Origin of the sequence: Actinokineospora sp. PR83 (genome assembly GCF_021056305.1) — a bacterium.
GTDB lineage: Bacteria > Actinomycetota > Actinomycetes > Mycobacteriales > Pseudonocardiaceae > Actinokineospora > Actinokineospora spheciospongiae.
In genome coordinates this window covers 22,226-47,639 of the sequence record NZ_JAJCXD010000003.1, presented here as the reverse complement: position 1 = coordinate 47,639, position 25,414 = coordinate 22,226, and the positions used below count along the sequence as shown (strand labels likewise).

Sequence of the window (25,414 nt, the reverse complement as noted above, 5' to 3'; positions counted from 1 at the left end):
GGCTGATCCGTTGCGCGGCAACGGAAACAAAAGAACACTCGGACGTGTGGTGTAACGCCGTTCGTTTTGACATCCTCCCGGTCCACCGCTCCGTCGATCAGGGATTTCACCCACACGATCGAGTGGCTCGCGTTGACACGCCTGCCCGGCGGGACAAGCCTTCCAAGCGCAACCCGACACCCCCGCTGGAGGCACGCACCGATGCTGGGCACGCTCGTGGTCGGACTCGGTCGGGCGGGAGGCGGCCTGCACCTGCCGGTGCTGCGCAGGCTCGGCCACGGCAGCGGCCGCGCCCTCGGCAGGCCCCCGATCGTCGTGGTGGACCCCGGCGTCGTCGTCCCGGTGGCCCCGGACCTGCTGGTCGCCACCAACCTGGCGCACGCGGCGGCGCTGGTCGACCCGGAGCGCACCGCCGTGCACCTGTGCACCCCGCCGAACGCGCGCCTGCGGCCGCTGACCGAGCTGGCCGACCTGGGCTTCCGGCGGATCGTGGTGGAGAAGCCGCTGGCGGTCGACGAGGTGGAACTGGCCGCGATCCTGCGGCTGCGCGCCGCGGCCGACCTGGACCTGATCCCGGTGGCGCAGTGGCGGTGCAGCGAGCTGACCCGGCGCATCCGCACCGTGCTGCGCGGCGGCGAGCTGGGCGCCCCGCGCTCGATCGTGTTCACCCAGAGCAAGCCGCGCTTCGGCCGGACCGTCTCCGGCGACGAGCACCCCAGCGCGTTCGACGTGGAGGTGCCGCACTCGCTCGCCGTCGCGCTGCGGCTGGCCGGACCGGCCTCGGTGACCGCCGCGGGCCTGACCGACATGCTGCTCGGCGACGCGGTGTTCTCACGACTGGGCGGGGCGTGGCTGCGGCTGCGGCACGACTCCGGGGTGCACACGGAGATCCGCACGGACCTGACCGCCCCGGTGCGCGAGCGGCGGATCACCGTCGAGCTGGAGCACGGCACCCTGGTCGGGCACTACCCGGTGAGCGCGGCGGACGAGTACTCGCAGCTCGTGGTGCGCACCCGGGGCACCCAGTCGCACTCGGTGTTCCGCGACGACTCGCTCACCGCGTTCATCGCCAGGGCGCACCAGCACTTCGCGGGCACCAACCCGATGGTCGACGAGCCCGCCACCGGCGCCGCGGTCGTCACCCTGCTCGCCGGGGCCAAGCGGCTGGCGACGGGCCGCGTCCCGGTCGGGGCCGCCCGGTGACCCTGCTCGCCCGCCTGGCGACCGACCCCGAACCGCCCCCGGCCCAGCCCGGCTGGGGCGGGGTCGACCTGGGCTTCCCGGTGGCGGCGCTGCCGGAGGGGGAGTTCATCGAGCTGGCCGCGGTCGTCGAGCGGCGCGACCTGGTCACCGTGTGCGTCGACTCGACCATCGGCGCGGGAACCATCACCGACGACTTCGGCACCGACCTGGAGGAACTGCGCGTGCTGGCCGAGCGCTGCCCGGCCCTGGGCACCCGGCAGGTCCGCGTCGGCTCGCCCGCCAACGCGGGCCTGCACGCCGACGACTGGGAGTACCGGGTGCTGCGCAGGCTCCGCGAGCTGGCGCTGCGCGCCGAGCAGGCCGACCTGGTCCTGCTGCACCCGAGCACCGGGGGCTGGCCGGACGGCGCCGAGGACCGGCTCGGGTACCTGCTCACCGAGGCGGGCACCCCCGCGCTGCGCCTGCTGCACACCACCGGCACGGGCCCGCTGACCGCCTTCGTCGCCGAGCGGACCGCGCACGTGCGGGTCGCCGACGTCGGGTCCGCGCGGCTGGCGGCGGACCTGGCGCTGCTCGCCGCGCACGGCTACCGGGGCGCGCTGACGCTGGCCGACGGCGCCGCGGGCGCGGACCGCGCGTTGCAGGCGCTGGCCTCCGGGTGGGCGGAGCCGTGACCCTGGTCGACGCCGAGGCGCTGCTGGCGTTCACCACCGACGTGTTCGCCGCGCACGGCCTGCCCGCCGGGGACGCGCGGGCCTCGGCCGAGGCGCTGTGCCACGGCGACCTGACCGGGATGGCCTCGCACGGGGTGGCCAACCTGACCCGGATCTACCTGCCGCTGCTGGAGTCCGGCCGGGCCAAGGCCGACGCCAAACCGGAGCGGCTGGTCGACCGCGGCGCCACCGTGCTGGTCGACGGCGACCGCGGGCTGGGGCTGTGGCTGGCGGGCGCGGCGGTGGAGCTGGCCGCGATCCGCGCCGCCGACTACGGCGTCGGGGTGGTGTCGGTGCGCAACGGCACGCACTTCGGCTGCGCCGGGCACCACGCGCTGCGCGCGGTCGAGCAGGGGATGATCGGCGTGGTCATGGCCAACTGCGGCCACCAGCAACTCGTCCCGGCGCCCACCGGCGGGCCGCGGCTGCTGGGCACGAACCCGCTGGCGGTGGCCGCCCCCGCCGGGGAGCACCCCCCGTTCCTGCTGGACATGAGCACCACCACCGCCCCCACCGGCAAGGTCCGCGCGGCGGCCCGCGCGGGGAAGCCCGCGCCCCCGGGCTGGCTGGCGGACGCGGACGGCCCGGTGACCGACCCGGCAGCGCTCGACGCGGGCACCGCGCGGCTGACCTGGCTGGGCGCCCCCGGCCCGGCGGAGTACAAGGGCTTCGGCCTGGGCCTGGCGGTGGAGGTGCTGGCCGCGCTGCTGCCCGGTGCCGGGCTGGGCCCGCCCGCGGGCACCGGTCCCGACGACGACATCGGCTTCCTGGCGCTGGCGCTGGCCCCGGACGCCCTGCGCACCGGTTTCGCCGCCGACGCGGGCAGCGTGTTCGGCGCGGTCCTCGACGCCGGGGCCACCTACCCCGGCCTGCCCGAGTCGGCGCACAGCGCCCGGGCCCGGGCCGAGGGGGTGCCCCTGGCCGAGGGGCTGTACGCGGAACTGGAGCGGGTCGCGGCCGGGCTCGGCCTGACCCCGCCGGAGGTGCTCGGGTGACCCGGCCCGACTCCGCCCCCGGAGGACCGGAGAGGACCACCGCGATGCCCGATCCGCACCGCCCCGCACCGCCCGAGGGCCCTTCCTCCTGCGCAGCACTGTCCTACACCGTGCCGTCCCGCATCACGCTGTCCTGCATCACGCCGTCCTGCACCGCGCCGTCTGCCGGGGTGTGCGCGTGAGCCGGGCGCTGGTGGTGGGCGGGAGCGTCGCCGGGTTGCTGGCGGCGCGGGTGCTGGGCGAGTGGTTCGACGAGGTCGACCTGGTCGAGGCGGACGAGTTGCCCGCCGGGGCCGGGCCGCGGGCCGGGATCGCCCACGGCGACCAGTTGCACGTGCTGCTCACCATGGCCCAGGAGCTGCTGGACGGGTGGTTCCCCGGCATCGTCGACCGGGTGGCCGCCGACGGCGCGGTGCGCTGCGGCGCAGAGGAGGCGCGGATGCTGGCCGACGGCGTGGTCCGGCCCGCCGCGCCCGGTCTGGTGCCGCTGCCGGTGCGGCGGTGGCTGCTGGAGTCGCACCTGCGCCGGGAGGTGCTGCCCCGGCAGGGGGTGCGGTTGTTCCGGGAGCGGGTGGTGGGGCTGCTCGCGGACGCGGGCCGGGTGCACGGGGTGCGGTTGGCCAGCGGGCGCGAGGTCGCCCGGGTGGACCTGGTGGTGGACGCCAGCGGGCGGGCCACTCGGATCGGCGAGTGGCTGCGCGGGATCGGGCACCGGCCGCCGCCGAAGCGGCGGCTGAACCTCGACCTCGGGTACGCCACCGCGCTGTTCCACCGCTCCCCCGACCAGCGCCTGGACGACCTGAGCATGGTCCACTCGATCCGGTCGGTGGACTGGACCCCGCCGGGGGTCGGCGTGCTGGCGCCGGTGGCGCCCGACCGGTGGGTCTGCGGGATCTCCGGGTACGGCGCCGACCGGCCGACCGTGGACCCGGCGGAGTTCCGGCAGCGGTGCCTGCGCGAGCCCGCGCCCGCGTTCGCCGAGCTGGTGCGCCGCTGCGCGCCCGCCGGACCCGTTGCGGTGCACCGGTTCCCGCACGCCCTGCGGCGCGACTTCCACCTGACCGGGGACTTCCCGGCGGGGCTGGTCGCGGTGGGCGACACCGTGGTGTCGTGCAACCCGGTCTACGGGCAGGGCGTGCCGTCGGCGGCGCTGCACGCGGGCGCGCTGCACGCCTGGCTGCGGTCCGGGTCGGGCGGGGACCTCGACAGCGCGGACTTCTTCGCCCGGTTGCGCGTGCTGGCCGACGCGGTGTGGCAGGTGGCGGCGATCGAGGACACCCGGCTGCCGCACGTGACCGGGGACCGGCCGCGCGGGCTGCGCGCCCTGCACGCGGTGAGCGGCCTGGTCAGTCGGGCCGCGCGGACCGACGACGTGGTGGCGCGGGAGTTCACCGAGGTGGTCAACATGCGGTCGCACCCCTCGGCGCTGAGCCGCCCCGGCATCCTCGGCCGGGCCGTGCTCGCCGAGGCCCGCTCCCGGTTCGCGCGCTGACCTCCCTGTCCACACCAGACACCGGAAGCGCAAAACGCTCGGCTGGAACATCCCAGCCGAGCGCCTCGCCGCGACGACCCCGAACCGGTCGGTCACCCGTGGTGCGACGAACCCGGGAACCCTCGGAGCGCGGGGTCTTCTCGGGCCGCGGTCAGCGGCCGAGCAGCGGGGTGTCGTTCTTGCCCTGGTGGTAGTCGCGGACCGCGTCGACCAGCTCCTCCACCGACAGGCGGCCGCTGCCGTCGTTGTCGATGCGCGCGAAGGCGGTGTCGGCCTGCTTGGCGTCGACACCCACCGCCTTGAGCCAGCGCTGGAACTCCTCCGGGCTGACCTCGCCGTCGCCGTCGGTGTCGCACAGGTCGACGATGGCCTCGATGGTCGGGCGCAGGCTCCGGTCGAAGCCCGCGTCACCGCCGCGGACCACCTCGGAGTCGGCGGCCTGCATGAACTGCTCCTCGGTGACCGCGCCGTACGGGCCGACGCCGGTCATCTCGGCCAGCCTGTCCCACATGGACAGGTACGCGGAGAACAGCTTGCGCCCCTTCGGCGAGCTCTCCTGCTCACCGAAGTTCTGCAGGAGGCGTCGCGCCTCGGTCTCGTAGTCGGTCCGGTCGATGGTCCCGTCGCCGTTGGCGTCCCAGAGCTGGAAACGACGCTTCAACCTGCTGTCCTGGACACTTGCGGTCACGACCGTGCTCCTTCGCAGTCAGTGGAAAATCCGGGGCGACCCGCGCCCCGGAAATCGACACTAGCAACGTCTCCGACATTCCGCGCACGTCTCACACCCCCTTTTCGGGTGCACTTGCGATCCAGCAATACATGCCCTGATCTGCGACGACACATGCGGGAAAGGATGCAATTCCTGCATGCGCGGAGGGTGATCGGAACTCTACCAATGGTGTGATGGGTCCTACCCGGGTCAGCGACTGCGGCGTTCGGAGAATGAGGACGAGAATGGCCGCACCAGGTATTTCCGTCGGGGAAGGAAGTCCATGCCGCACCTCCGCGCACTCGTGTTGAGCGCCGCCGCCACCTGCCTGCTCGCCGCTCCCGCGGTCGCGAGCCCGTCCGCCGAGCCACCGGCCGAGGACTCCACGAACCAGGTGGTGGTGTTCCAGCACGAGTTCACCGAGCTGACCGTGTTCGAGGACCCGAAGGGGTGCGAGCGGCTGCCCACCGGCTCGCACGTGATCTCCAACCAGACCGACCACGAGATCACCATCTACAGCGACCCGCTGTGCCTGCTGCCGATCGAGCCGGTCAGCAAGATCAAGCCGGGGTACGGCACGCACGTCAGCGCAGTCGGCAGCTTCAGCGCCTGACACCGGTTCCCGGACGAGCGGAGGGAAGCACCGAAGGTGGCCGTTGACCTGGTGGTCGTCGGATTGGGGTACGTGGGGCTGCCGTTGGCGGCGCGCGCCTGCGCGGCGGGGTTGACCGTCGTGGGCGTCGACACCGACGCGGCGGTGGTGGAGGCGTTGCGGGTCGGGCGGTGCCCGGTGCCCGGCGTCGACCCGGCCGACCTGGCCCCGGAGCGCTTCACCGCGACCACCGGGTTCTCCGCCGTCGCCGCCGCCGACACGGTCGTCATCTGCGTGCCGACCGGCCTGGTCGACGGCGAGCCGGACCTGCGCGCGGTCATCGGCGCGGGTCGCTCGGTCGGCGAGCACCTGCGCCCGGACACGCTGGTGGTGCTGGAGTCCACCAGCTACCCGGGCACCACGGAGGAGGTCCTGCAACCGCTGCTCGCGGCGCGCGGCCTGGTGCCCGGGGTCGACTTCAACCTGGCCTACTCCCCCGAGCGGGCCGACCCGGGCAACGGGCGGTTCGGGCTGCGCAACACCCCGAAAGTGGTCAGCGGCCTGACCCCGTTGTGCGCCAAGCGGTGCGCGACGTTCTACGAACAGCTTGTGGACACCGTGGTCACCGCCGCCGGGATGCGCGAGGCGGAGACGGCGAAGCTGTTGGAGAACAGCTACCGGCTGGTCAACATCGCGCTGGTCAACGAACTCGCGGTGTTCTGCGAGCGGCTGGGCATCGATGTGTGGGACGTGCTGCGCTGCGCGGAGACCAAACCGTTCGGCTTCGAGCCGTTCCGGCCCGGTCCGGGGGTGGGCGGGCACTGCATCCCGGTCGACCCGCGCTACCTGGCCGCGCGGGCGCGGGCCGAGGGGCTGCCGTGCTCGATGGTGAGCACCGCGCAGGAGGTCAACGCGGGGATGCCGGGGTACGTGGCCCGCCGGGCGAAGGACATGCTGGCGGCGGCGGGGGTGCCGCTGCCCGGGGCGCGCGTGCTGCTGGTGGGGGTGACCTACAAACCGGACGTGCCGGACCTGCGCCAGTCACCCGCCGTCGGGGTGGTGCGGGCGCTGCGCGCGCTGGGCGCCTCGGTGACCTACCACGACCCGCACGCGCCGGTCTTCGCCGTGGACGGCGAACCGGTGCCCGTCGAACCCGCGCTGGACGCGCCGGTCGACCTGGTAGTGCTGTTGCAGGACCACCGCTGCCTCGACCTGGCCGTGCTGACCCGGCAACCGGTGCTCGACACCCGGGGCGTGCTGGAGGGGGACCTGGTCCGCAGGCTCTGATCGGGCGCCGCACCGGGAAACATCCGGCGATGGGTTGTCCTGCCGGGATCACGGGGGTGGTGGGACCATCGGATGACTGTCCGAACCAGACTGCCCTGTCGGTCGGACCTGCCCGGGAACGCGGGCTCAGGCGGGCTGGTTGTTCACCTGGAGTTCGTTGACGGACCACAGGTATTGCACGGCGTAGGCCCGCCACGGCCGCCAGGCGGCGGCGTGCGCGGCCAGGGTGGCCGGGGTGAACGGCAGCCCGAGGGTGCGGGCGGCGGCGCGGACCCCGATGTCGCAGGCGAGGAACGCGTCCGGGTCGCCCAGGGCGCGCATGGCGATGGTCTCCACGGTCCACCGGCCGAAACCGGGCAGCACCGCCAGCCGGGCCCTGGCGCGTTCCCGGTCGGCGCCCACCCCCAGGTCGATCGCCCCGCCCGCCAGCGCGGAGACCAGCGCGACCAGCGACTCCCGGCGCCCGCGGGGCAGCCCGAAGCGGTCCGGGTCCAGCGCGGCCAGGGTCGCCGGGAGCGGGAACAGGTGGGTCAGCCCGCCACCGGCGTCGGCCACCGGGTCGCCGTGCTCGGCGACCAGCCTGGCGATGTGCGTGCGCGCGGCGGCGGTGGACATCTGCTGCCCGACCACCGTGCGCACGGCGAGCTCGGCGCCGTCGACGGTGCGCGGCACCCGCCTGCCGGGTTCGCGGCGCACGTGCGGGGCCAGCACCGGGTCGGCGGCGAGCAGGTCGTCCACGGCCACCGGGTCGGCGTCGAGGTCGAGCAGCCTGCGGCACCGGCTGATCGCCCGGGACAGGTCGCGCAGGTCGGTCAGCGCCAACTGGCAGGCGATGTGGTCGGCGGTGGGGCGCAGGGTGGCCACCCCGCTGCCGTGCGGCAGCCGCAGCGTCCGCCGGTAGGCGCCGTCGCGGAACTCCTCCACCCCGGGCACGGCGGTGGCGGCGAGGTGGCCGAACAGGTTGTCCGGGCACAGCGGTTCGCGGAACGGCAGCCGCAGCGAGATCACCCCCGGGCTGGCGACCTGCCTGCCCGCGCGCAGCCGCAGCTCGGTGGGCGGCAGCGCGAACACCTCGCGCACGGTGTCGTTGAAGGTGCGGATGCTGCCGAACCCGGCCGCGGCGGCCACCTCGCTCATCGGCAGCGCGGTGGTCTCGATCAGCAGCCGGGCGGTCTGCGCGCGCTGGGCGCGGGCCAGTGCCAGCGGACCGGCGCCGAACTCGGCCAGTAGCTGCCGCTCCACCTGACGCACGCTGTAGCCCAGCCGGGCGGCCAACCCCGGCACCCCCGCCCGGTCCACCACCCCGTCGGCGATCAACCGCATGGCCCGGGCGGCGAGGTCGGCGCGCTCGTTCCACTCCGGCGAACCGGGGCTGGCGTCCGGCCGACACCGCTTGCAGGCGCGGAAACCCGCGCTCTGCGCCGCGGCGGCGCTGGGGAAGAACGTCATGTTCTCCGCCTTGGGCGGCATACTGGGGCAGCTGGGCCGACAGTAGATCCGGGTCGTCCGCACCGCGGTGAAGAACCAGCCGTCGAAACGCGCGTCCTTGGAACGAACGGCACGCACGCAGCGATCAAAATCCTCATGCACCCGGTAGAGGATGATGGGCACGGTTGATCCACCGCTAGCGGTAAAACGACGCAGAGTTCCTACTTTCGAGTAGGGTCGCTTTCCCGCCGGCCACCGTGCGTGCCCGATCCCTCACCCCGGCGCGATCCCGGACTGTCCCGATCGGATGCTCGCGCAGGTTCCCCTGCGGTGTCGAGGATTCCTTTTCTTCCGGGTGGCGAGCGGGAAGGCCGAGCCGGTTGCTTTCGTGGACAGTCCCGTCCACGATGTCCGCCCCGCATTCGGTGAACGCCCGTACGGTCTAACGGGGTGGGTCCTGACGGGAGTCAGACCAGGGGCAGCGGCCAGCGGTACCACCCGCTGTCGTCGTCGAACCACACGAACCGGACAGACGCGTTCACGACGACGCCGAACCGGTCGGCCGCGGGTCGCCCCAGCTCCCGCCAGAGCCGCCCGGTCGCCTCGACGGTGTCCCAGAGCCTGCGTGGCCCGCCTTGGCTGACGCGCAGCACGGAGTCGCCCGCCTCGGCGAAGACCTCGGCGCGCGCCCCGTCCGACGCGGTGGCGACGACCGCGGGCCCGCTGCCGGGAGCGGTGTTCCTGATGAAGGTGCGCAGGCCGGGGCATTGCAGTTGCAGGAGGAACCGGAACGACTCGTCGTCGACCAGGTCCAGCAGGTCGGACGACCGCGTGGTCGTCCGCGCAGCGACCACCCGGACCGGGTTCGCGGTCTCCTCGTGCGGTCGGTGCGGGTTGTCCACCTCGGGGCGCACCCACATGAAGTGCCCGCCCAGGGGCAGGAAGGAGCCGATCACCTCGTCGGCGGTGCCGTGCTTGTCGAGCAGGCACAGGGAGCCACCTGCGATGTCACCCCGGACGTTGGCCAGCACCCTGCCACCGGGCGCGAGTTGCTCGACCCACGCGAACGGGATGTCCGGCACGGCCGCGGTCGCCAGGATCCGGTCGTACGGCCCGTGCTCGGGCACCCCGACGGTGCCGTCCCCGGCGACCAGCGTGGGCCGGTACCCGAGGTCGTCCAGGGCACGAGCGGCCTCGGCGACGAGGTCGGGATCGATGTCGACGCTGACGACGTGGTCGGCGCCGAGCCGGTGCGAGAGGATCGCCGCGTTGTAGCCGGTGCCGGTGCCGATCTCCAGCACGCGGTGCCCGGGTCGCAGGTCGAGCGCCTCGACCATGCGCGCCATGAGCGAGGGCATGGTGCTCGAACTGGTCGACACCTGGACCGGGGTCCCACCCGGGAAGGTGTACCCGGCGCGGTGGGGTCGCTGCCTGGTCACCAGGGACGTGTCGGAGTAGACCGCGCGCAGCCAGTCGGCCCGCTCCCCCGGGGTGTCGGCCAAGGTCCGGTACCCGCCGCCGGTCGACTCGATGACGACCGGGGTGAACACGTGCCGCGGCACAGCAGCGAACGCCTCCACCCACTCCCGGGTACTCAGGTGTCCCCCGCGCACCAGCGCGTGGACCAGGTCGCGCGCCAACGGGGTCCAGTCGGGGTCCGGGGCCGTCATGCCACCGCCCCCGTGAGCGCGTCGGCGATGGCCGCCGCTATCGGCAACCCCGTCTCCTCCTCGATCCAACCCCACTGGCCGTTGGGGTTGCACTCCAGGAACCACCACCGACCATCGAGGTCGACGACGAAGTCGAAGGCGCCGAAGGCCAGGCCGAACCGGTCGAGGTACCCGACCACGGCCCTGGTGACCTCGTCCGGCACCTCCACCACCTCGTACCGCAGGCAGGCGTAGTCCGAACGCCAGTCGACGTACGCGGCGTCGGAACCGGCGTGGATCGCCGCGGCGAACACCCGATCACCCACCGCCGTGGCGCGGACCTCGAACTTCTTCGGCACCCACTCCTGGAATTGCGCCGCTGTGAGACCGATCCGGGTGTCGTCCACCATGTCGGCGCTGACGAGGTTCGTGTACACCAGTTTCACCGTGTCGCCCGCGCGGACGAAGGGTGCCGACAACGGCTTGTAGACGACTCTCCCGACCCGTGCGGCGAACTCGCGGGCGCTGCCCGCGTCATTGGTGATGAGGGTCTCGGGGATGCTGAGTCCGACGGTGTCGGCCACCCGGAGTTGCGCGGGCTTGTTCTCCGCATCAGCGATGAGCGACGGGTGGCTGATCCACCGCACGGGGAGCGACAGCAGGAACCCGCCGAGGCCGTGCCGGGCTTCCCGCCGGGCGAATCGCCGCGCCTGGTCAGACAAGCCGTCGGGGAACCTGAACGCTCCCGGTTTCCGGTAGTAGACGGCCGTGATGTCGGCGACGTCGACCGCGCGCCCGTCGAGGGCCGACCCACGGTGAACCCCCACCGGTCGACACGGTGGACAACGCTCGCACCGGGAAGTCCACGAGGTCGAAGCGGACGCGCCCGTCCGGCGCCGCGCACACCCGATCAGCGGTTGTGTCCTCGGGGGCAGTGACGATGAGGACCGGCACCGCCGGTCTTCGACTTCGCGCTGCACGCTCTTGGCGACCGTGCTGGTCGTGCCGTCGTTGTTGATGATCGTGGCCTCATGACCTCGGCTGGAAGTGCGGCTCCAGGGTGGGAGGTCTCGCGGGTCGGTGGCGATCCCTCTTTCCGGTGACGTCGCCGAGCTGCGGGGTCAGCGGTGGGTCAGTCCCGTTCGCGGACGGTTCCGCCCGCGACCTCGACCCTGCGGTTGACCGAGACCGCGTCGAGCATTCGGCGGTCGTGGGTCACCAGCAGGAGGGTGCCGGGGTAGGTGGACAGGGCGCTCTCCAGTTGTTCGATGGCGGGGAGGTCCAGGTGGTTGGTGGGTTCGTCGAGGACCAGCAGGTTGACCCCGCGTGATTGCAGCAGGGCCAGTGCCGCCCTGGTGCGCTCGCCCGGGGAGAGGGTGGCGGCGGGGCGCAGGACGTGGTCGGCGCGGAGGCCGAACTTGGCCAGGAGGGTGCGCAGGTCGGCGGTTTCCCAGTCCGGGACGTGGCGGCCGAAGGCGTCGAGGAGGGGTTCTTCGCCGAGGAAGAGGGCCCTGGCCTGGTCGACCTCGCCCACCTTGACGCCGGGGCCCTGGTAGGACTCGCCCTCCGCCAGGTCCGCGCGGCCGAGCAGGGCGGCGAGGAGGGTGGACTTGCCCGCCCCGTTGGCACCCGTGATCGCGACCCGGTCCGCCCAGCCGATCTCCAGGTTGACCGGGCCCAGGGTGAAAGTCCCCCGGCGGACGACGGCGGCGCGGAGGGCGGCGACGACCGCGCCGGTGCGGGGGGCGGCGGCGATCTCCATCCGCAGCTCCCACTCCTTGCGCGGCTCCTCGACGACCTCCAGGCGTTCGATCATGCGGTCGGTCTGGCGGGCCTTGGCGGCCTGCTTCTCGCTGGACTCCGAGCGCAGGCGCTTGCCGATCTTGTCGTTGTCGGGGGCCTTGCGCCGGGCGTTGCGGACGCCCTTCTCCATCCAGTTGCGCTGGGTGCGGGCGCGCGCCTCCAGGTTGGCCACCGTGCCCGCGTACTCCTCGTACCGCTCGCGGGCGTGCCTGCGGGCCACCTCGCGCTCGTCGAGGTAAGCCTGGTAGCCGCCGCCGAACTCGCGGATCTGCTGCTGGACGAGATCCAGCTCCAGGACACCGGTGACGGTGCGGGCGAGGAACTCGCGGTCGTGGCTGACGACCACCGCGCCCGCGCGCAGGCCCGACACGAACGCCTCCAGGCGGGCCAGGCCGTCGAGGTCGAGGTCGTTGGTGGGCTCGTCGAGGAGGAACACGTCGTAGCGGCTCAGCAGCAGCGACAACATGCCCGCCCGCGCCGCCTGGCCGCCGGAGAGGGCGACCATCTGCTGGTCGAGGCGCACCCCGAGGCCGACCTCGGTGGCGGCGTCCTCGGCGCGCTCGTCGAGGTCGGCGCCGCCGAGGGCCAGCCAGCGCTCCAGGGCCACCGCGTACTCGTCGTCGGCGCCGGGGGTGCCCGCGCCGAGGGCCTCGGCGGCGGCGTCCATGACCCGCTGGGCCTCGGCGACGCCGGTGCGGCGGGCCAGGAACGCGGCCACGGTCTCGCCGGGGCGGCGGTCGGGTTCCTGCGGCAGGTAGCCGACGGTGGCGTCCTGCGGGCTCAGCCGCACCTCGCCCTCCTCGGCGGGCAGCAGCCCGGCGAGGGTGCGCAGCAGCGTCGACTTGCCCGCGCCGTTGACCCCGACCAGGCCGATCACGTCGCCGGGGGCGACGACGAGGTCCAAGCCGGTGAACAGCACGCGGTCGCCGTGGCCGGCGGCGAGGCCCTTGGCCACCAGGGTGGCGCTCATGCCAGCTCCGCCCGGAGGGTGGCCGCGACCTGGGCGATGGCGGCGCGGGCGGCGTCGAACAGGACCAGGCCGCGGAAGAAGTCGTGGGCCTGGCCCTGGTAGCAGACCGACACCGTGGGCACGCCCGCCTCGGCCAGGGCGTGCGCGTACGCCTCGCCCTCCGGGCGCAGCAGGTCGTACTCGGCGGTGATGACCAGCGCGGGCGGCAGGCCCGCCAGGTCGGCGGCCAGCGGGGACAGGTCGGGGTGGCCGCGGTCGAAGCCCTCGGGGGCGAAGCTGTCCCAGCAGAAGCGGCCGTCGGCGACCTGCACCGCGCGCAGCTCCTCGGGCAGGCCGGGGACGGCGGCGGCGGACCGGTCGGCGGTGGGGTCGATCACCGGGTAGACCAGGACCTGGCTGGTGAAGCCCGCGCCGACGTCGCGCCAGCGGCGGGCGGTGACGGCGGCGAGGTGCCCGCCCGCGGAGTCGCCGACCACGGCGATGCGGTGCGGGTCGAGGCCGTGCTCGGTGGCGCCCTTGCCGCGCAGCCACAGCACGGCGTTGTCGATGTCCTCGAACGCGGCCGGGTACGGGTGCTCGGGGGCCAGCCGGTAGCCGACGGCGGCCACGGCGGCGCCGGACAGCGCGGCCAGGTAGCGGCACACGGCGTCGTAGGTGTCGAGGTCGCCGTTGACCCAGCCGCCGCCGTGCAGGTAGACCACGACCGGGGCGCCCGCCTCGCCGGACTCGCCGGGCAGGTACAGCCGCACCGGCACGCCGCCCGCGTCCACGTCGGTCACGGTGGCCACCTCGGTGCCCGGGCCGGACACCGCCGCCGCCTGCGCCCGCAGCAGCGCGCGCAGCCTGGGCAGGGACTCGTCGGTGACGGCCTCGCGCGGCGGCGCGGCGGCCAAGACGGTCTGGACCTGGGGGTGCAGGGGCACCCGCCCCACCTCCGCTTCGCTCCGGCCGCCGCGGTCAGTCCGGCGGCGGCACCGCGTCCATGATGTCCGACAGCGACACCCACTCGGGGACAGGCCCGTCATCCGGGCCCAGCGGGCGCAGCGGCAGGCCCAGTCCGCGCCGGGGCGGGCCCGCGACCATGCCGATGCCGATGAACCGGGCCCGGCCGCGGTGCAGGTCCCAGGTGCGGAAGGTGATGATCCAGCCCGGCGGCGGCCACCCCCCGACGACGTCCATGCCCATCCCCCGACCTCCCCGTGCTCGTCACCGGGAGTGGCATCACGACCAGCAGCCTTCACCTGAACAGACCAGTCGAAGAGCCCGTTCGAGCGATGGACAGCCAGTGGAGTTGCCAACTCGTTTGCTGATCATCCGGTGAGAAAATTACTGAACCGACTTTCGTAGGGTGCCCCACCTGGTCAAGCGCGATCTAGCGTTCCCCCCAACGGATGGTGACTCCCAGCGAGGGCTCCGCTGAACGGGGGACCGCCATTCGGCTTCCCGGGGCATGCCCCGGTCCCTGCGAGCAAGGAGGAAGTCCCCATGCGCAGAAGTCTTGCCGGCGTTGCGGGTCTCATCGGATTGGCGGCCACGGCCGTGGTCACCGGCGGGCAGCCCGCAGGCGCGGCGCCCGAGGCACTGGTCCCGGCCCTGCAACGCGACCTCGGCCTCGACGCCGATCAGGTCGAGCAGCGGCTCACCCTGGAGAGCACCGCCCGCGGCCTGCTCCCGGCCGCGCGGACCGCCGCCGGTGCCGCGTTCGGCGGTTCCTGGTTCGACCGGGGTTCGCTCGTGGTGGCGCTGACCGACCCCGCCCTGTCCAGGGCGGTCGAGTCGACCGGCGCCCGCACCACCGTCGTGGCGCACACCGCGCAGTCGCTCGACGCCACCAAGGCCGCGATCGACGAGAAGGCCACCGCCACCGGGGCGCCGAAGGCCGTCACCGGCTGGTTCGTCGACCCCACCACGAACTCCGTGGTCCTCACGGTGATCAAGGGCGCGTCGGGCGCCGAGGTCACCTCGTTCGTCGACAGCGCCAAGGCCGCGGGCCCGGTGCGCGTCGAGGAGACCACCGCGGCGCCGCGCACCCTCGGCGGCCCGGTGACCGGCGGGAACGCCTACTACATCAACGGCGCCGGGCGCTGCTCGGTCGGCTTCTCGGTGTCCGGCGGCTTCGTCTCGGCGGGGCACTGCGGATCCCCCGGCGACAGCGTCACCGGCGACGACGACTCGGCGATGGGCACCTTCCAGGGCTCGTCGTTCCCGGGCAGCGACTACTCCTGGGTGCGCACGAACTCCTCGTGGAGCCAGTCCTCGACGGTGAACGGCTACGGCAACGGCAACGTCACCGTGACCGGCTCGTCGGTGGCGGGCGTGGGCGAGAGCGTGTGCCGCTCGGGTTCCACCACCGGCTGGCACTGCGGCACCATCCAGGCCACCAACCAGACGGTGAACTACGCCGAGGGCAGCGTCAGCGGCCTCACCCGGACCAACGCCTGCGCCGAGCCGGGCGACTCGGGCGGCTCGTGGGTCAGCGGCAGCCAGGCCCAGGGCGTCACCTCGGGTGGTTCCGGTGACTGCACCTACGGGGGCACCACGTACTTCCAACCCGTCAACGAGATCCTGAACGCCTACGGGCTCTCGCTGACCACCGGCTGACCGGGAGCGGGTCACACCCGGGCCCGTCCGGGACACACGTCCCGGACGGGCCCGGGTGCTATGCCAGGGCGGCCAGCAGTCGGTCCACATCGGACTCGTCGGTGTACGGGGCGATGCCCGCGCGGACGGCGCCCGCGTCCCCGAGCCCGAGGTGCCGCGCGCACTCCAGCGCGTAGAAGTTGCCCGCGGGCGCGTTCACCCCGGCCGCGGCCAGCAGCTCGCTCACCTCGCGCGGCGCCTTCCCCGCGACGCTGAACAGGACCGTGGGCGTGCGCTGCGCGGCGGTGCCGTGCAGCGTGATCCCGGGCAGGGCGCGCAGGCCGGCCTCCAGCCGGTCGCGCAGGGCGGTCTCGTGCGCGTGCACGGCCGCCATCGAGACCGCCAGCCGCTCCCGGCGGGTCCCCGCGCCCGGCACCAGACCGGCCAGGAAGTCCACCGCGGCGGTGGTGCCCGCCAGCGCCTCGTACGGCAGCGTCCCCAGCTCGAACCGCTCCGGCACCGCGTCCGACGACGGCAGCAGCTTGTCCGGCCGCAGCGTCTCCAGCAGCGCGGGCGCGGCGGCCAGCACCCCCAGGTGCGGGCCGAGGAACTTGTACGGCGAGCACGCGTAGAAGTCCGCGCCCAGCGCGCGGACGTCCACCAGGGCGTGCGGCGTGTGGTGCACCCCGTCGACGAACAGCAGCGCCCCGACGGCGTGCGCGGCCCCGGCGATCGCGGGGACGTCGGGTCGCGTGCCCAGCAGGTTCGACGCCGCCGTCACCGCCACCAGCCGGGTGCGCGGGGAGAGGACCGCCTCGACGGCGGAGGTGGGCAGTTCGCCGGTCGCCGGGTCGAAGTCGGCCCAGCGCACGGTCGCGCCGACCGCGTCCGCCGCCTGCACCCACGGGCGGATGTCGGAGTCGTGGTCGAGCCTGGTCACCACCACCTCGTCCCCCGGTCCCCAGGACTTCGCCAGCGCGCGGGACAGGTCGTAGGTGAGCTGGGTCATGCTGCGGCCGAACACGACCCCCGCCGGGTCGACCGCGAGCAGGTCGGCCACGGCCTGGCGGGCGGCGCCCACGACGGCCTCCACGCGCAGCTCGGCGGCGGTCACCGAACCCCGGTTGGTCAGCCCGGCGACCATGGCCGCGTGCACCGCGTCGGCCACCTCCAGCGGGACCTGGGAACCGCCGGGGCCGTCGAAGTGGGCCGTGCCACCGGCCAGGGCGGGGAACCGGGACCGCACGCGGGCCACGTCGTAGGTGCTCACCACCTGGAGAAGAACAGGTATTCCGACCGTGCGCAATCCCCTGGTCTCTTCGCCCCGCGAGCGGGCCGTACCGGACGCGGGCTCCGCCTCGACCCGTCCGGGCAAGTCGCCCGACCGGGAACATCCCGCCCACTCGGCGAGATAGCGTGAGCCGTGCCCGACGACCTCGACCACTCCCCGCTCACCGCCCCGGTCGACCCGGCCGCGGCAGTGGCGCACGCGAAGGCGAACGGCGACCGCCCGGCCCGCGACGTGGCTTGCTGCGCGTTCCTGTTCGCCCTGATCACCGCCACCTTCTCCGGTTTCTTGAGCATCCCGCTCAGCATGTACCTCACCGACGCCCATCCGGACGGCGGCGTGGGCGTCCGGCTCCTCGGGCTGCTGCCGCTGCTGATCGGTCTCGGACTGGTCGTCCTGGTCGCCTTCCTGGTCAGCAGGAGCGGCAGGCAGCAGCGGATCGACCACTACCGCATCATGCAGTTCGCCACCCGGAACGGCATGGGCTACCGGATGAAGGTCAAGGACCCGCAGCAGCCCGCCGGGGTCTTCCACATCGGCACCAGCCGCTGCGCCGTCGACGTCGTCAACATCGAGGGCCCGCGGCCGGTGGAAATCGGCCAGCACACCTACCTGGCAGGCCACCACAACGCGGAGCCGTTCCGGTGGGGCTACGCAACCACCCCTCTCGACGCCGACCTCCCCCACCTGCTGCTGAACTCGCGGGCGAAACGCATGGGCAGGGTGAACGAGTCCGGCAAGGACCCCCTCGGGCAACCCGACCTGCGCGGTCCCGGCGCCGAAGCCTTCAGCGTCTCCGGGCCGTACGGCAGAGCCCGGGAAATCCAGGCCCTGCTGGACCGCACCCTCTTCTCCCCCGACCTCCTGGCCCGGTACGCCGAACGCCCGGTCCACGTCGAAATCGTCGAGAACCGCCTGTACTTCTTCTCCCCCGAGCCGCTTTCCACCACCGACCCGGACACCTGGCGCCGGCTCCTCGCCCTGCTCACCGACACCGCGGAACGCCTGGAATCCCGAGCGCGGCCCGCCGGAGCAGAAGAGGACCGGTCGTGCGGTCTCCCGCAACCGGACGCCGGATGATCGACCGCTTCGCCGCTGACGGCGCCTCCGGTGTCCCGGCGGCGGTCCGACCACCGCAGGACAGGTACTCTCCACAACCGGGGCGGCCTGCGTAGAGTGAGCACCATGGGGACAGGGCGTGAGGCTCGACTCCGAGTCGGCACCACGGACCGCGAGCGCGCGGTGGAGGCGTTGGGCGTGCACCTCGCCGAGGGACGCCTGGAGGTCGGCGAGTACTCGACCCGCTGCGGGGCCGCCGCGGGCGCCAGGACCCGCGCCGACCTGCTGGACCTGTTCGACGACCTGCCCGCCCCGCACCCGGTCTTCGACAACCCGGCGCGGTCCGACGTGGCCGTGGTCGAGCCCGAGCACAACCCGCTGCTGGAACGCGCGGACCCGGAGCGGACCCGCAAGATCGTGCTGGCCTTCCTGGGCGTGGGCGTCGTCGGGGTGGTCGCGGTCGCGGCGGTCACCTCCACCTGGTGGGCGCTGGCCCCCATCCTGATCATCGGGTTCCTGTTCCTGCTGGCCAGCTAGGTCTCGATCCCGGTCCGCCCCGGATCGTGGCTAGGCTCCGGTCATGGCAGCCAAGCAGGTCTCCGACACCCGGGTCATCACAACCACCCCCGAGGTGATCTTCGCCCTCCTCGCCGACCCCGCCCAGCACCCGGTGATCGACGGCTCCGGCACGGTCACCGGCGCCCGGCCAGGGTCGCAGCGGCTGGCGCTGGGGTCGAAGTTCGGCATGGACATGAAGATGGGCCTGCCGTACAAGATCCAGAACACGGTGGTGGAGTACGAGGAGGGAAGCCGCATCGCCTGGCGCCACTTCATGGGCCACCGCTGGCGCTGGCAGCTCGAAGACCTCGGCGACGGCACCACCAGGGTCACCGAGACCTTCGACTGGTCGACCGCCAAGGCGCCCTTCGTCATCGAACTGGCCAAGTTCCCGGCCAAGAACCTCAAGGGCATCCGGGCCACGCTGGACCGGCTGGAGGAGATGTTCCCCGGGTCCGCCTAGCGACCCCGAAGCACCGTGCGCGAGATCACCGGCTCGATCTCGCGCACGGCGCGGCAGGTCGGTGTCAGCCGGTGCGGCGTCGGCGGCTGACGACGCGCAGCGCCACGCCCGCGACGACGGCCAGGGAGCTGAGGAAGATCAGCTCGGGCAGCGCGGAGAAGCCGGTGTGCGCCAGGGAATCCTCGTCCGCCCTGCTCGACGGCGGCTTGGGTGCCCCCGGCTCGACGGGTGAGACCACCTCGCTCGTGGGGATCGGGGTCGCCCCGCTGGTGGGCGGCGTCGTGGGCGGGTCGGGCTTCGGGATGTGCACCCCGGCGTCGATCGTGTGGTCGACGCCGCCCGCCTCGGCGGGTGCGGTGACGGGGGTGGACCCGTCGCAGAGCTTCCCGGTGGTGGGTGGGGTGACGTTGGAGTCGCGGGTCCGGTCGTCACCGGCGGTCGGGAGCGTGAAGCGCAGGTCCTCTGCCGGTGGGGTACCGGGGACGTTGTCGGTCGCCGCGGTGCACACGTCGAACCGCACCGTGTACTGCGCTCCCCTCGTCAACTCGGGGGTGGCGCCGACCCCGCCGAAGTAGTACTCGCCCGCGGCGTCGGTCCGGGTGGTGGCGAGCTGCTTGCCCCCGGCGTCCAGCAGGTGCACGGTCGCGCCTTCGAGCGGCACCTCGTCCTCGTGGTACGGGTCCTGGATCCCGTTGTGGTCGCCGTCGAACCAGACCACGTTGCCGATCTGGACCGGCGCGTTCGCGGTCTGGTAGGCGATGTCGCCGAGACCGCCCGCCTTGGCGAAGCCGTTGTCGCGGGGCCCGACGAACTGGTAGCCGTGGGTGGGGTTCTCGTGGCCGGGGCCGACACCGGTGTCCACGTCGTAGAAGCCCGCCCCGTTGGAGTTCACGTCCCTGGCCGGGTCCAGTTCGGTGCTGACGACCCACTGCTGCTGCGGGATGTAGGCCACCGACCCCTGCGACGTCTCCTGGTGGGTGCCGCTGCCCGACCGGCCCGGGTCGAAGAAGTCGCCGTGGAAGTACTCGACGACGCCATCGGGCTGCCTGCCGTTGTTGGCCGACGTGCCGTGGTTGGGGCACTCGCCGGTGCCCTCCCAGTCGAACCCGCCACCGGGCTTGGCGCAGGCCATGGTGATGTCACCACCGGACATGGCCGACTGCGGGGTGTCGTTGCCCTGGCGCGGGTCGAAGCCGCCCGCGCCGAGGACGTCGGTGAACCGGTCGCGGAACCCCAGGATCAGCGAGCCGTCCCTGGTGAAGGCCATGGTGGCCAGTTCGGGCTGCGGATCGATGAAGACGCCCTCCCGGTTGCGCTCGTCCCAGCTCGCCGGGTCGGTGTTCCACGGGTTCCAGTGGTTGGTGTCGGGGTGGGTGCGCGAGGGGATCACGTAGCCGCGCGGGTGCGCCAGCCCGTGGGACAGCACCTCGGTGAACGTCGAACCGTCGTAGGCGTGGACGAAGACCTTGAGGTCGGCCCGGTCCTGGGTGCTCTCGGCGGAGCACACGCCGCCGACGTAGAGCTTCGCGTCGTGGGCGGTGAGGGCGAACGGCCGCCAGTCGGTCGCCGCCGCGCACCCCGGGTCGGGGATGGGCACGGTCTTCGCCACGCCCGGCGCGGTCGCCGCGGTGGCGTCGAAGCTCACCAGCTCGCGCGTCAGCAGGTTCACCGCGTGGAGGGTCTTGCCGTCCTCGGTCACGGTGAGGCCGCCGAGGCTCTCCTTGCCCGGCACGTCCACGAAAGCCGGGTCCTTGCGCATGTCGGCGGTGCCGTGCTCGGTCGTCGCGGCACCGGGCACCGTGGCGAACAGCACCGGTGGCGCCGAGCCGTCGGCAGGCGTCGCGTAGATAGCGCCGCCACCACCGGGGCCGTACCGGGTGAAGCGCTTGGCGAAGGCGGACTGGAAGACGCGCCCGCGGTCCTTGTCGTAGGCCAGGCCCCAGGTGGTGCCGACCTGGGCCTGGGTGTTGACGACCGTCGGGCACGCCACCTGGTCGGGGCAGGTGCCGCGCGCCTTCTGGTCGAACGCCACCAGCGCCCGGCCGCCCGGGTCGGCCGGGCTGCCGTCGCGGTTCACGGCCGGGCTCTGCACGGGGACGTAGTAGCGGCTGTCGGGCAGCGTGTGGTCGGCCGGGTTCCACACCCCGGTGATCACCGACCGGTCCTCGCCGTCGCGGACGTCGGCGAAGGAGGTGAAGCTGTCGAAGTGGTCGGGCTTCGTCGAGGCGGGCGCCGCCCGCAGGTGGTCGCCGTACTGGGCGGGGATCGACACGTCCACGCGGTACTGGCCGCCGACGAGTTCCGCCGACGGCGGTACGACGACCTTGCCGGTCGCGTCCGTCGACGCCCGGATGCTGTGGCCCGCCACGTCGGTCACCTCGACGGTCATGCCCTGCTGCGGCGTGTCCATCGTCGTGTTGATGACCCCGGTGCCGAAGAAGTCCCGCAGCACCTGGACCGTCAGGGTGCCGTCCGTGGTCGACGCGGCGGCCGTGGCGCCGCCCGCCACCACCGTGCCCGAGGCGCACCCGAACAGCAGCAGACCGGACAACCCCACCCGGGCCAGTCGACGAGCGCCGGTCCGCGTTCTGTGGTCTCTTGTCGTATCGGCTCCGCGCACAGCCACAGTTGTCCCCCTTGCCGTGGGTGGTTTCCCGTTACCGGGCACCACATCCGGTTCGGGTTGAAGGCACGCAGCGGGTCGCGCGTGCAACCGAGCCGAACCAGGAAACCAGAGCACGCACCTGCCCGCTACGGGGAAGTGGGTGAACTTTCGGGTGAATCTGAACCGCTGTTAGCCTCGACGGTCATGCCGATCCCCAAGGAAACCGCCCAGCGGTCGCGGCGGCGGGTCGCGGCCCTCATCGGGCTCGCCGCCGCGGTGGTCGTCGCGGTGGTCGCGGCCTTCACCGATTGCGGGACAACGGATGTGGCGGAACCGCGCGCGCTGACCGCGGACGAGGCCGACCGGTTGGCGATCGCGCGGTTCCGCAACTTCGAGGCGGGCGGGCGCGCGGTGACGATCACCGTGCCGGACCCGGCGGGTGGTCTGGTCATCACCGGATCGGTGGACTACCGGACTCAGCTCGGATATGGCGTGGTGCGCGGAACCGGGCGCAACACCTCCGGCGATGGGCTGATCGAGTGGTCGGAGACCACCGTGTTCGTTCACCCGATGGGGGAAACACCCACGCAGGCGCCAACCATGCCACCCACGACGGGGTGGCACCACCGTCCACTCCTGACATCCGGCAGCACACTGGACACCGCCCTGGCCATCGCGCTCGGGCTCGGCAGCGACCGGCCGGACAACGCCCAGTTGCTCCCGCAGAACGGCGCCGCCTGGATCGGGCAGGACCAGGTGAACGGTCACCGGGTCGACGTCGTGCTCGGTCCCGGTGCCCGGGGCCGGGCGGACGCGGCGGGCTCGGTGCGCTACTGGCTCGGGCAGGACGGCACCATGCACCGGGTCCGGGCCGCGGTGGCCTCCGAGCCGGAACCGGTCGTCGTCGACTTCGACACGCACAGCCGGGCCGCGGTGCCCCCGGTCCCCGGGGTCGCCCCGCCGCGGTGACGACCGCCCTAGGACATGTCCTCAAAGCCCGGGATTTGCTGGTATGCCCGGCTGGGTGAATGTGCTTGGCCGGGGCCCCTACGGCGATCATGCGCCCAGTGTGACCGAGTGGGGCTGAAGAGATGCCCCACAGCCCAAGCAGGCTTGCACATGATCGCCACCCCCGGCCAAACACATCCACCCACCCGGGCAGGGGCGTAGCCGGGCCTACGGTTTTCAGGCGGTCGGCTTTGAGGACAGGCCCTAGGACACCCGCACCAGCGCGCGGTCGGCCAGCAGGGACGCCGTCGGCGCCAGGACGCCTGCGAGGTCGGGCAGCGCGGGGACGGCGGGCACCGCGGTCGCCCCGGTGGTGTTCGGGAGTCGGGGCTGCGCGGGTGGTGCCGCCACGTCGGTGAACGGGATGCCCCGGGGTGGGCGCGGACCGGTCAGCACCCCGGACGGGGAGGGCGACCCCGCGGTCGCCGGGCAGGGGGCGACCGCTGCGAGCCCGGCGGGCACGGTCCGCAGGTCCGCACCGCCGACGCAGTTGCCGTACCCCTTGGTCGCCGTGGGGAACGTCCAGGCCACGTCGACCCCGTTGGCGGTGAAGACGTTGTCCACGACCTGGTTGCCGTTCGCCGGGAGGTTCTGGGTCGCGGTGATCACCAGGCCCGCGCCTGCGTTGTCGGTGATGCGGTTGCGGATCACCCGGTTGTCGCTCCCGCCGTCGATGCCCACACCGGTTCCCCACCCGCCGTCCGCCTGCTCGGGGGTGGCGGCCTGCTGGTTGGCCGCGATCAGGTTGCCCGCGATGACGGAACCCTGTTGCGGGAGCAACTTCTCCTGGTGGTCGGAGCTGATGGTGAGGCCGACCCGGTTGCCGGAGAAGCGGTTGCCGACCACGTACACGTCACCGCTGGCGTTGGTCCCCTCGAAACCGATCGCGTTCAGCTCGGCGACGTTGTCGCGCACCACGACGCGGCACGGCTTGCACTGCCCGAGGTAGATCCCGGAGTCGGCGCTCCCGGAGGCGTACGAACCCTCGATCACGCCGTTGCGCGCGGAGAACGCGTAGATGCCGTACAGGCCGTTGCCGGTGGCGGTCACGTGCGAGACCAGGAACGACTCCACGAAGTGGACCTCCTCGTCCCCGGTGTCGTAGCCACCCTCGCCCGGTGCGCCGTCGATCGCCTTGGCCGAACCCGTGACCAGGACCCCGTTCTGGGTGTTCCCCTTGACGGTCAGGTTCTCCACCGCCACCCCGGACGCCGCGACGACAACGCCGTTCGACTGCCGCAGCCGCCCGTCGAGGATCACGTCATTGCGCGATTCACCCCGAAGAGTGATATCCGGCGTCGTGATTTTCACTCGATCGTGGTAGACCCCCGGGGCGACCAGCACCAGGTCCCCCGGCTGCGCGAGGGACACCGCGGCCGAGATCGTCGGCGCGTCGGCCGGAACCCGGATCGTGACGCGCTCACCGGCCGGGCGATCACCCTGACGTGCGCTGTCGTCCCCACCGGAACACCCGGAGAGCGACACCGCCGAGGCGGCCAACACCGCGACCCACCCACGCAGATCCACACGAGGCATGGGCCGAGTCTGGCACGGCGCGGAACTTCTCCGCGCCGGGCGCGTGTGGCACGCTGCGACCCGTGAACCGCCGCCCGTCACGTCGGACGTTCCTCGGCGCCGCGGGTGCCGCGGTGACCGCCGGTCTCGCCGCCGGGTGCGAAAGCCGTTCCGGCGGACCGCCCGGCCACCCCACGCCCGCGGCGCGGACTCCCGCGACGGGTGAGCACCAGGCGGGGATCGCCGAACCCCGGGACGCCCAACCCAACCTGCTCGCGGTCGTGGCCGACATCGACGACACCACGGCGGTGGGGCCGCTGCTGGCCGAGCTCGGCCGGACCGTCCTCGCCCTCACCGCGGGCACCGACCCGCGGCTGCTCGGCCTCGCGCCGGGCGACCTCACCGTGACGGTCGGGATCGGCCCCCGGGTCGTCCGACTGGCCGACCCGGCGCTGCCCGGCGCGGCGGACCTGCCGCCGTTCGCCCGGGAGCAGGTCGCCGACCGGGAACGCGGCGGTGACCTGCTGGTGCAGGTGTGCGCGAGCGAAGCCCCGCTGCTGTCGGTCGCGGCGGCGGCGCTGCTGGACCGGGCGGGGGTCCGCGAACGCTGGCGGCAGTCCGGCAGGCGCGGCCCGGGCATCGCCCTGGCCGAGGGGCGCACCGCGCCCCGGAACCAACTGGGGTTCGTCGACGGCATCGTCGGACCGCACACACCCGCCGAACGGCAACGGGACCTGTGGCTGGCCGCACCGCCGCCGGTGGCCGGTGGCACCATCGCCGTGCTCCGGCGCATGGAACTCGACCTGCCGCGGTTCGCCGGTCTGTCCACTCCGGACCAGGAAGCCGTCATCGGCCGCCACCGGGACACGGGTGTCCCGCTGTCGGGCGGTCCTGCCACCGCCGGGCCGGACCTCGCGGCCAAGACCCCCGACGGCAGGTACCTGGTCCCCGCCGACGCCCACGCGCGCCGCGCGCACGCCGGGGCGATCGGCGTCGGCCTCATGCTCCGCCGCTCCTACAGCACCGACGACCCCGCCCCCGGCCTGCTGTTCATCAGCTTCCAGAACGACCTGCGGACCTTCACCACCACCCTCACCCACATGGAGCACTCCGACGCGCTCCTCCCGTTCACCACGACCACGGCGAGCGCGACCTTCCTGGTGCTCCCGGGGTTCGACCGGCAGCGACCACTCGGCTCCACCCTGTTCCCCGGCGGCTGAACCGGGCGCTGGGGAGTCCGTGCAGCGGGCACAAGACCTGTGCACATCCCGTGCCGGGGTGGAACTCGGCTCCCGACACGGTGGTGTGGGAGCCGAGCCTGGCCCGGTCAGCGGGCCGGCTTGCCGGACTTGACGATCGCCGACAGGCGGGGCAGGTCGACGGCGAGCACGGGGCCGACCGGTTCTTGCTGCCCCGACCCGCGGCCTCCTCCGCTGGACCACCCGGGTTCACGGCTCGACCGAAGCGCACAGCCAAGCCGCACGGGCGGATCGCGTG

Annotated in this window: 22 protein-coding genes; 12 read left to right on the top strand and 10 right to left on the bottom strand. The window is 73.4% G+C overall.

Features of this window, described 5'->3' with window-relative positions:
* The first annotated feature begins 201 nt into the window (after positions 1-201).
* From L6E12_RS01015 to L6E12_RS01000, 4 genes are all read left to right on the top strand, one after another.
* Complete coding sequence (locus tag L6E12_RS01015) at positions 202-1,203, top strand: oxidoreductase (protein ID WP_236225948.1); 1,002 nt, start codon at positions 202-204, stop codon at positions 1,201-1,203.
* On the top strand, positions 1,200-1,877 hold the full coding sequence (locus L6E12_RS01010; RefSeq protein WP_236225947.1) for a sugar phosphate isomerase/epimerase: 678 nt from the start codon (positions 1,200-1,202) through the stop codon (positions 1,875-1,877). The genes L6E12_RS01015 and L6E12_RS01010 overlap by 4 nt, the downstream gene beginning before the upstream one ends.
* Complete coding sequence (locus tag L6E12_RS01005; protein ID WP_236225946.1) at positions 1,874-2,911, top strand: Ldh family oxidoreductase; 1,038 nt, start codon at positions 1,874-1,876, stop codon at positions 2,909-2,911. The genes L6E12_RS01010 and L6E12_RS01005 overlap by 4 nt, the downstream gene beginning before the upstream one ends.
* 178 nt (positions 2,912-3,089) lie before the next feature.
* Positions 3,090-4,403 carry an NAD(P)/FAD-dependent oxidoreductase gene (locus tag L6E12_RS01000; RefSeq protein WP_236225945.1) on the top strand — a complete coding sequence of 438 codons (1,314 nt, stop codon included), beginning with the start codon at positions 3,090-3,092 and terminating at the stop codon, positions 4,401-4,403.
* A 151-nt stretch (positions 4,404-4,554) separates the two neighbouring features.
* Here the strand turns inward: L6E12_RS01000 and L6E12_RS00995 are convergent, their stop codons facing one another.
* A complete protein-coding gene (locus tag L6E12_RS00995; RefSeq protein ID WP_236225944.1) occupies positions 4,555-5,091 on the bottom strand; it encodes an EF-hand domain-containing protein in 537 nt (178 codons plus the stop codon).
* A gap of 304 nt (positions 5,092-5,395) precedes the next feature.
* Here L6E12_RS00995 and L6E12_RS00990 point away from each other — a divergent pair, with 304 nt between their 5' ends.
* The gene (locus tag L6E12_RS00990) at positions 5,396-5,725 is read left to right on the top strand and encodes a hypothetical protein (RefSeq protein WP_236225943.1); all 330 of its coding nucleotides are present in this window, start codon (positions 5,396-5,398) and stop codon (positions 5,723-5,725) included.
* Between the two features lie 36 nt (positions 5,726-5,761).
* Positions 5,762-6,991, top strand: coding sequence for a nucleotide sugar dehydrogenase (locus L6E12_RS00985; protein ID WP_236225942.1), 1,230 nt, complete (start codon positions 5,762-5,764; stop codon positions 6,989-6,991).
* Between the two features lie 126 nt (positions 6,992-7,117).
* Here L6E12_RS00985 and L6E12_RS00980 read toward each other — a convergent pair whose 3' ends face one another.
* The 6 genes from L6E12_RS00980 to L6E12_RS00955 form a co-directional block, all read right to left on the bottom strand.
* Positions 7,118-8,581 (bottom strand): AlkA N-terminal domain-containing protein, encoded by a 1,464-nt coding sequence (locus L6E12_RS00980; protein WP_236225961.1) that lies wholly within the window; start codon positions 8,579-8,581, stop codon positions 7,118-7,120.
* A gap of 305 nt (positions 8,582-8,886) precedes the next feature.
* On the bottom strand, positions 8,887-10,089 hold the full coding sequence (locus L6E12_RS00975) for a methyltransferase domain-containing protein (RefSeq protein WP_236225941.1): 1,203 nt from the start codon (positions 10,087-10,089) through the stop codon (positions 8,887-8,889).
* A complete protein-coding gene (locus L6E12_RS00970; RefSeq protein ID WP_236225940.1) occupies positions 10,086-10,895 on the bottom strand; it encodes an ATP-grasp ribosomal peptide maturase in 810 nt (269 codons plus the stop codon). The genes L6E12_RS00975 and L6E12_RS00970 overlap by 4 nt, the downstream gene beginning before the upstream one ends.
* Before the next feature lie 305 nt (positions 10,896-11,200).
* A complete protein-coding gene (locus tag L6E12_RS00965; protein WP_236225939.1) occupies positions 11,201-12,841 on the bottom strand; it encodes an ABC-F family ATP-binding cassette domain-containing protein in 1,641 nt (546 codons plus the stop codon).
* A complete protein-coding gene (locus tag L6E12_RS00960) occupies positions 12,838-13,764 on the bottom strand; it encodes an alpha/beta hydrolase (RefSeq protein WP_236225938.1) in 927 nt (308 codons plus the stop codon). The genes L6E12_RS00965 and L6E12_RS00960 overlap by 4 nt, the downstream gene beginning before the upstream one ends.
* Before the next feature lie 34 nt (positions 13,765-13,798).
* Positions 13,799-14,020 (bottom strand): hypothetical protein, encoded by a 222-nt coding sequence (locus tag L6E12_RS00955; protein WP_236225937.1) that lies wholly within the window; start codon positions 14,018-14,020, stop codon positions 13,799-13,801.
* 306 nt (positions 14,021-14,326) lie between these two features.
* Between L6E12_RS00955 and L6E12_RS00950 the strand changes: the two genes are divergently transcribed.
* The gene (locus L6E12_RS00950) at positions 14,327-15,442 is read left to right on the top strand and encodes a S1 family peptidase (protein WP_236225936.1); all 1,116 of its coding nucleotides are present in this window, start codon (positions 14,327-14,329) and stop codon (positions 15,440-15,442) included.
* Positions 15,443-15,500: 58 nt separating this feature from the next.
* On the opposite strand, the gene L6E12_RS00945 is transcribed toward L6E12_RS00950, so the two are convergent.
* The gene (locus L6E12_RS00945) at positions 15,501-16,691 is read right to left on the bottom strand and encodes a cysteine desulfurase-like protein (RefSeq protein WP_236225935.1); all 1,191 of its coding nucleotides are present in this window, start codon (positions 16,689-16,691) and stop codon (positions 15,501-15,503) included.
* 153 nt (positions 16,692-16,844) lie between these two features.
* On the opposite strand from L6E12_RS00945, the gene L6E12_RS00940 reads away from it, so the two are divergent.
* The 3 genes from L6E12_RS00940 (at position 16,845) to L6E12_RS00930 (ending at position 18,789) form a co-directional block, all read left to right on the top strand.
* Positions 16,845-17,789 (top strand): hypothetical protein, encoded by a 945-nt coding sequence (locus L6E12_RS00940; protein WP_236225934.1) that lies wholly within the window; start codon positions 16,845-16,847, stop codon positions 17,787-17,789.
* 105 nt (positions 17,790-17,894) lie between these two features.
* Positions 17,895-18,305: a DUF1707 domain-containing protein gene (locus tag L6E12_RS00935; RefSeq protein WP_236225933.1), complete on the top strand. Its 411-nt coding sequence runs from the start codon at positions 17,895-17,897 to the stop codon at positions 18,303-18,305.
* Between the two features lie 43 nt (positions 18,306-18,348).
* Positions 18,349-18,789 (top strand): SRPBCC family protein, encoded by a 441-nt coding sequence (locus L6E12_RS00930; RefSeq protein ID WP_236225932.1) that lies wholly within the window; start codon positions 18,349-18,351, stop codon positions 18,787-18,789.
* 64 nt (positions 18,790-18,853) lie between these two features.
* Here L6E12_RS00930 and L6E12_RS00925 read toward each other — a convergent pair whose 3' ends face one another.
* Positions 18,854-21,346 (bottom strand): SdrD B-like domain-containing protein, encoded by a 2,493-nt coding sequence (locus L6E12_RS00925; RefSeq protein WP_236225931.1) that lies wholly within the window; start codon positions 21,344-21,346, stop codon positions 18,854-18,856.
* 252 nt (positions 21,347-21,598) lie between these two features.
* On the opposite strand from L6E12_RS00925, the gene L6E12_RS00920 reads away from it, so the two are divergent.
* Positions 21,599-22,363 carry a hypothetical protein gene (locus tag L6E12_RS00920; RefSeq protein ID WP_236225930.1) on the top strand — a complete coding sequence of 255 codons (765 nt, stop codon included), beginning with the start codon at positions 21,599-21,601 and terminating at the stop codon, positions 22,361-22,363.
* Between the two features lie 243 nt (positions 22,364-22,606).
* Here L6E12_RS00920 and L6E12_RS00915 read toward each other — a convergent pair whose 3' ends face one another.
* The gene (locus L6E12_RS00915) at positions 22,607-23,938 is read right to left on the bottom strand and encodes a nitrous oxide reductase family maturation protein NosD (protein WP_236225929.1); all 1,332 of its coding nucleotides are present in this window, start codon (positions 23,936-23,938) and stop codon (positions 22,607-22,609) included.
* Positions 23,939-24,000: 62 nt separating this feature from the next.
* Here L6E12_RS00915 and L6E12_RS00910 point away from each other — a divergent pair, with 62 nt between their 5' ends.
* Positions 24,001-25,137, top strand: a complete 1,137-nt coding sequence (locus L6E12_RS00910; RefSeq protein ID WP_236225928.1) for a Dyp-type peroxidase — start codon at positions 24,001-24,003, stop codon at positions 25,135-25,137.
* Positions 25,138-25,414: the final 277 nt, after the last annotated feature.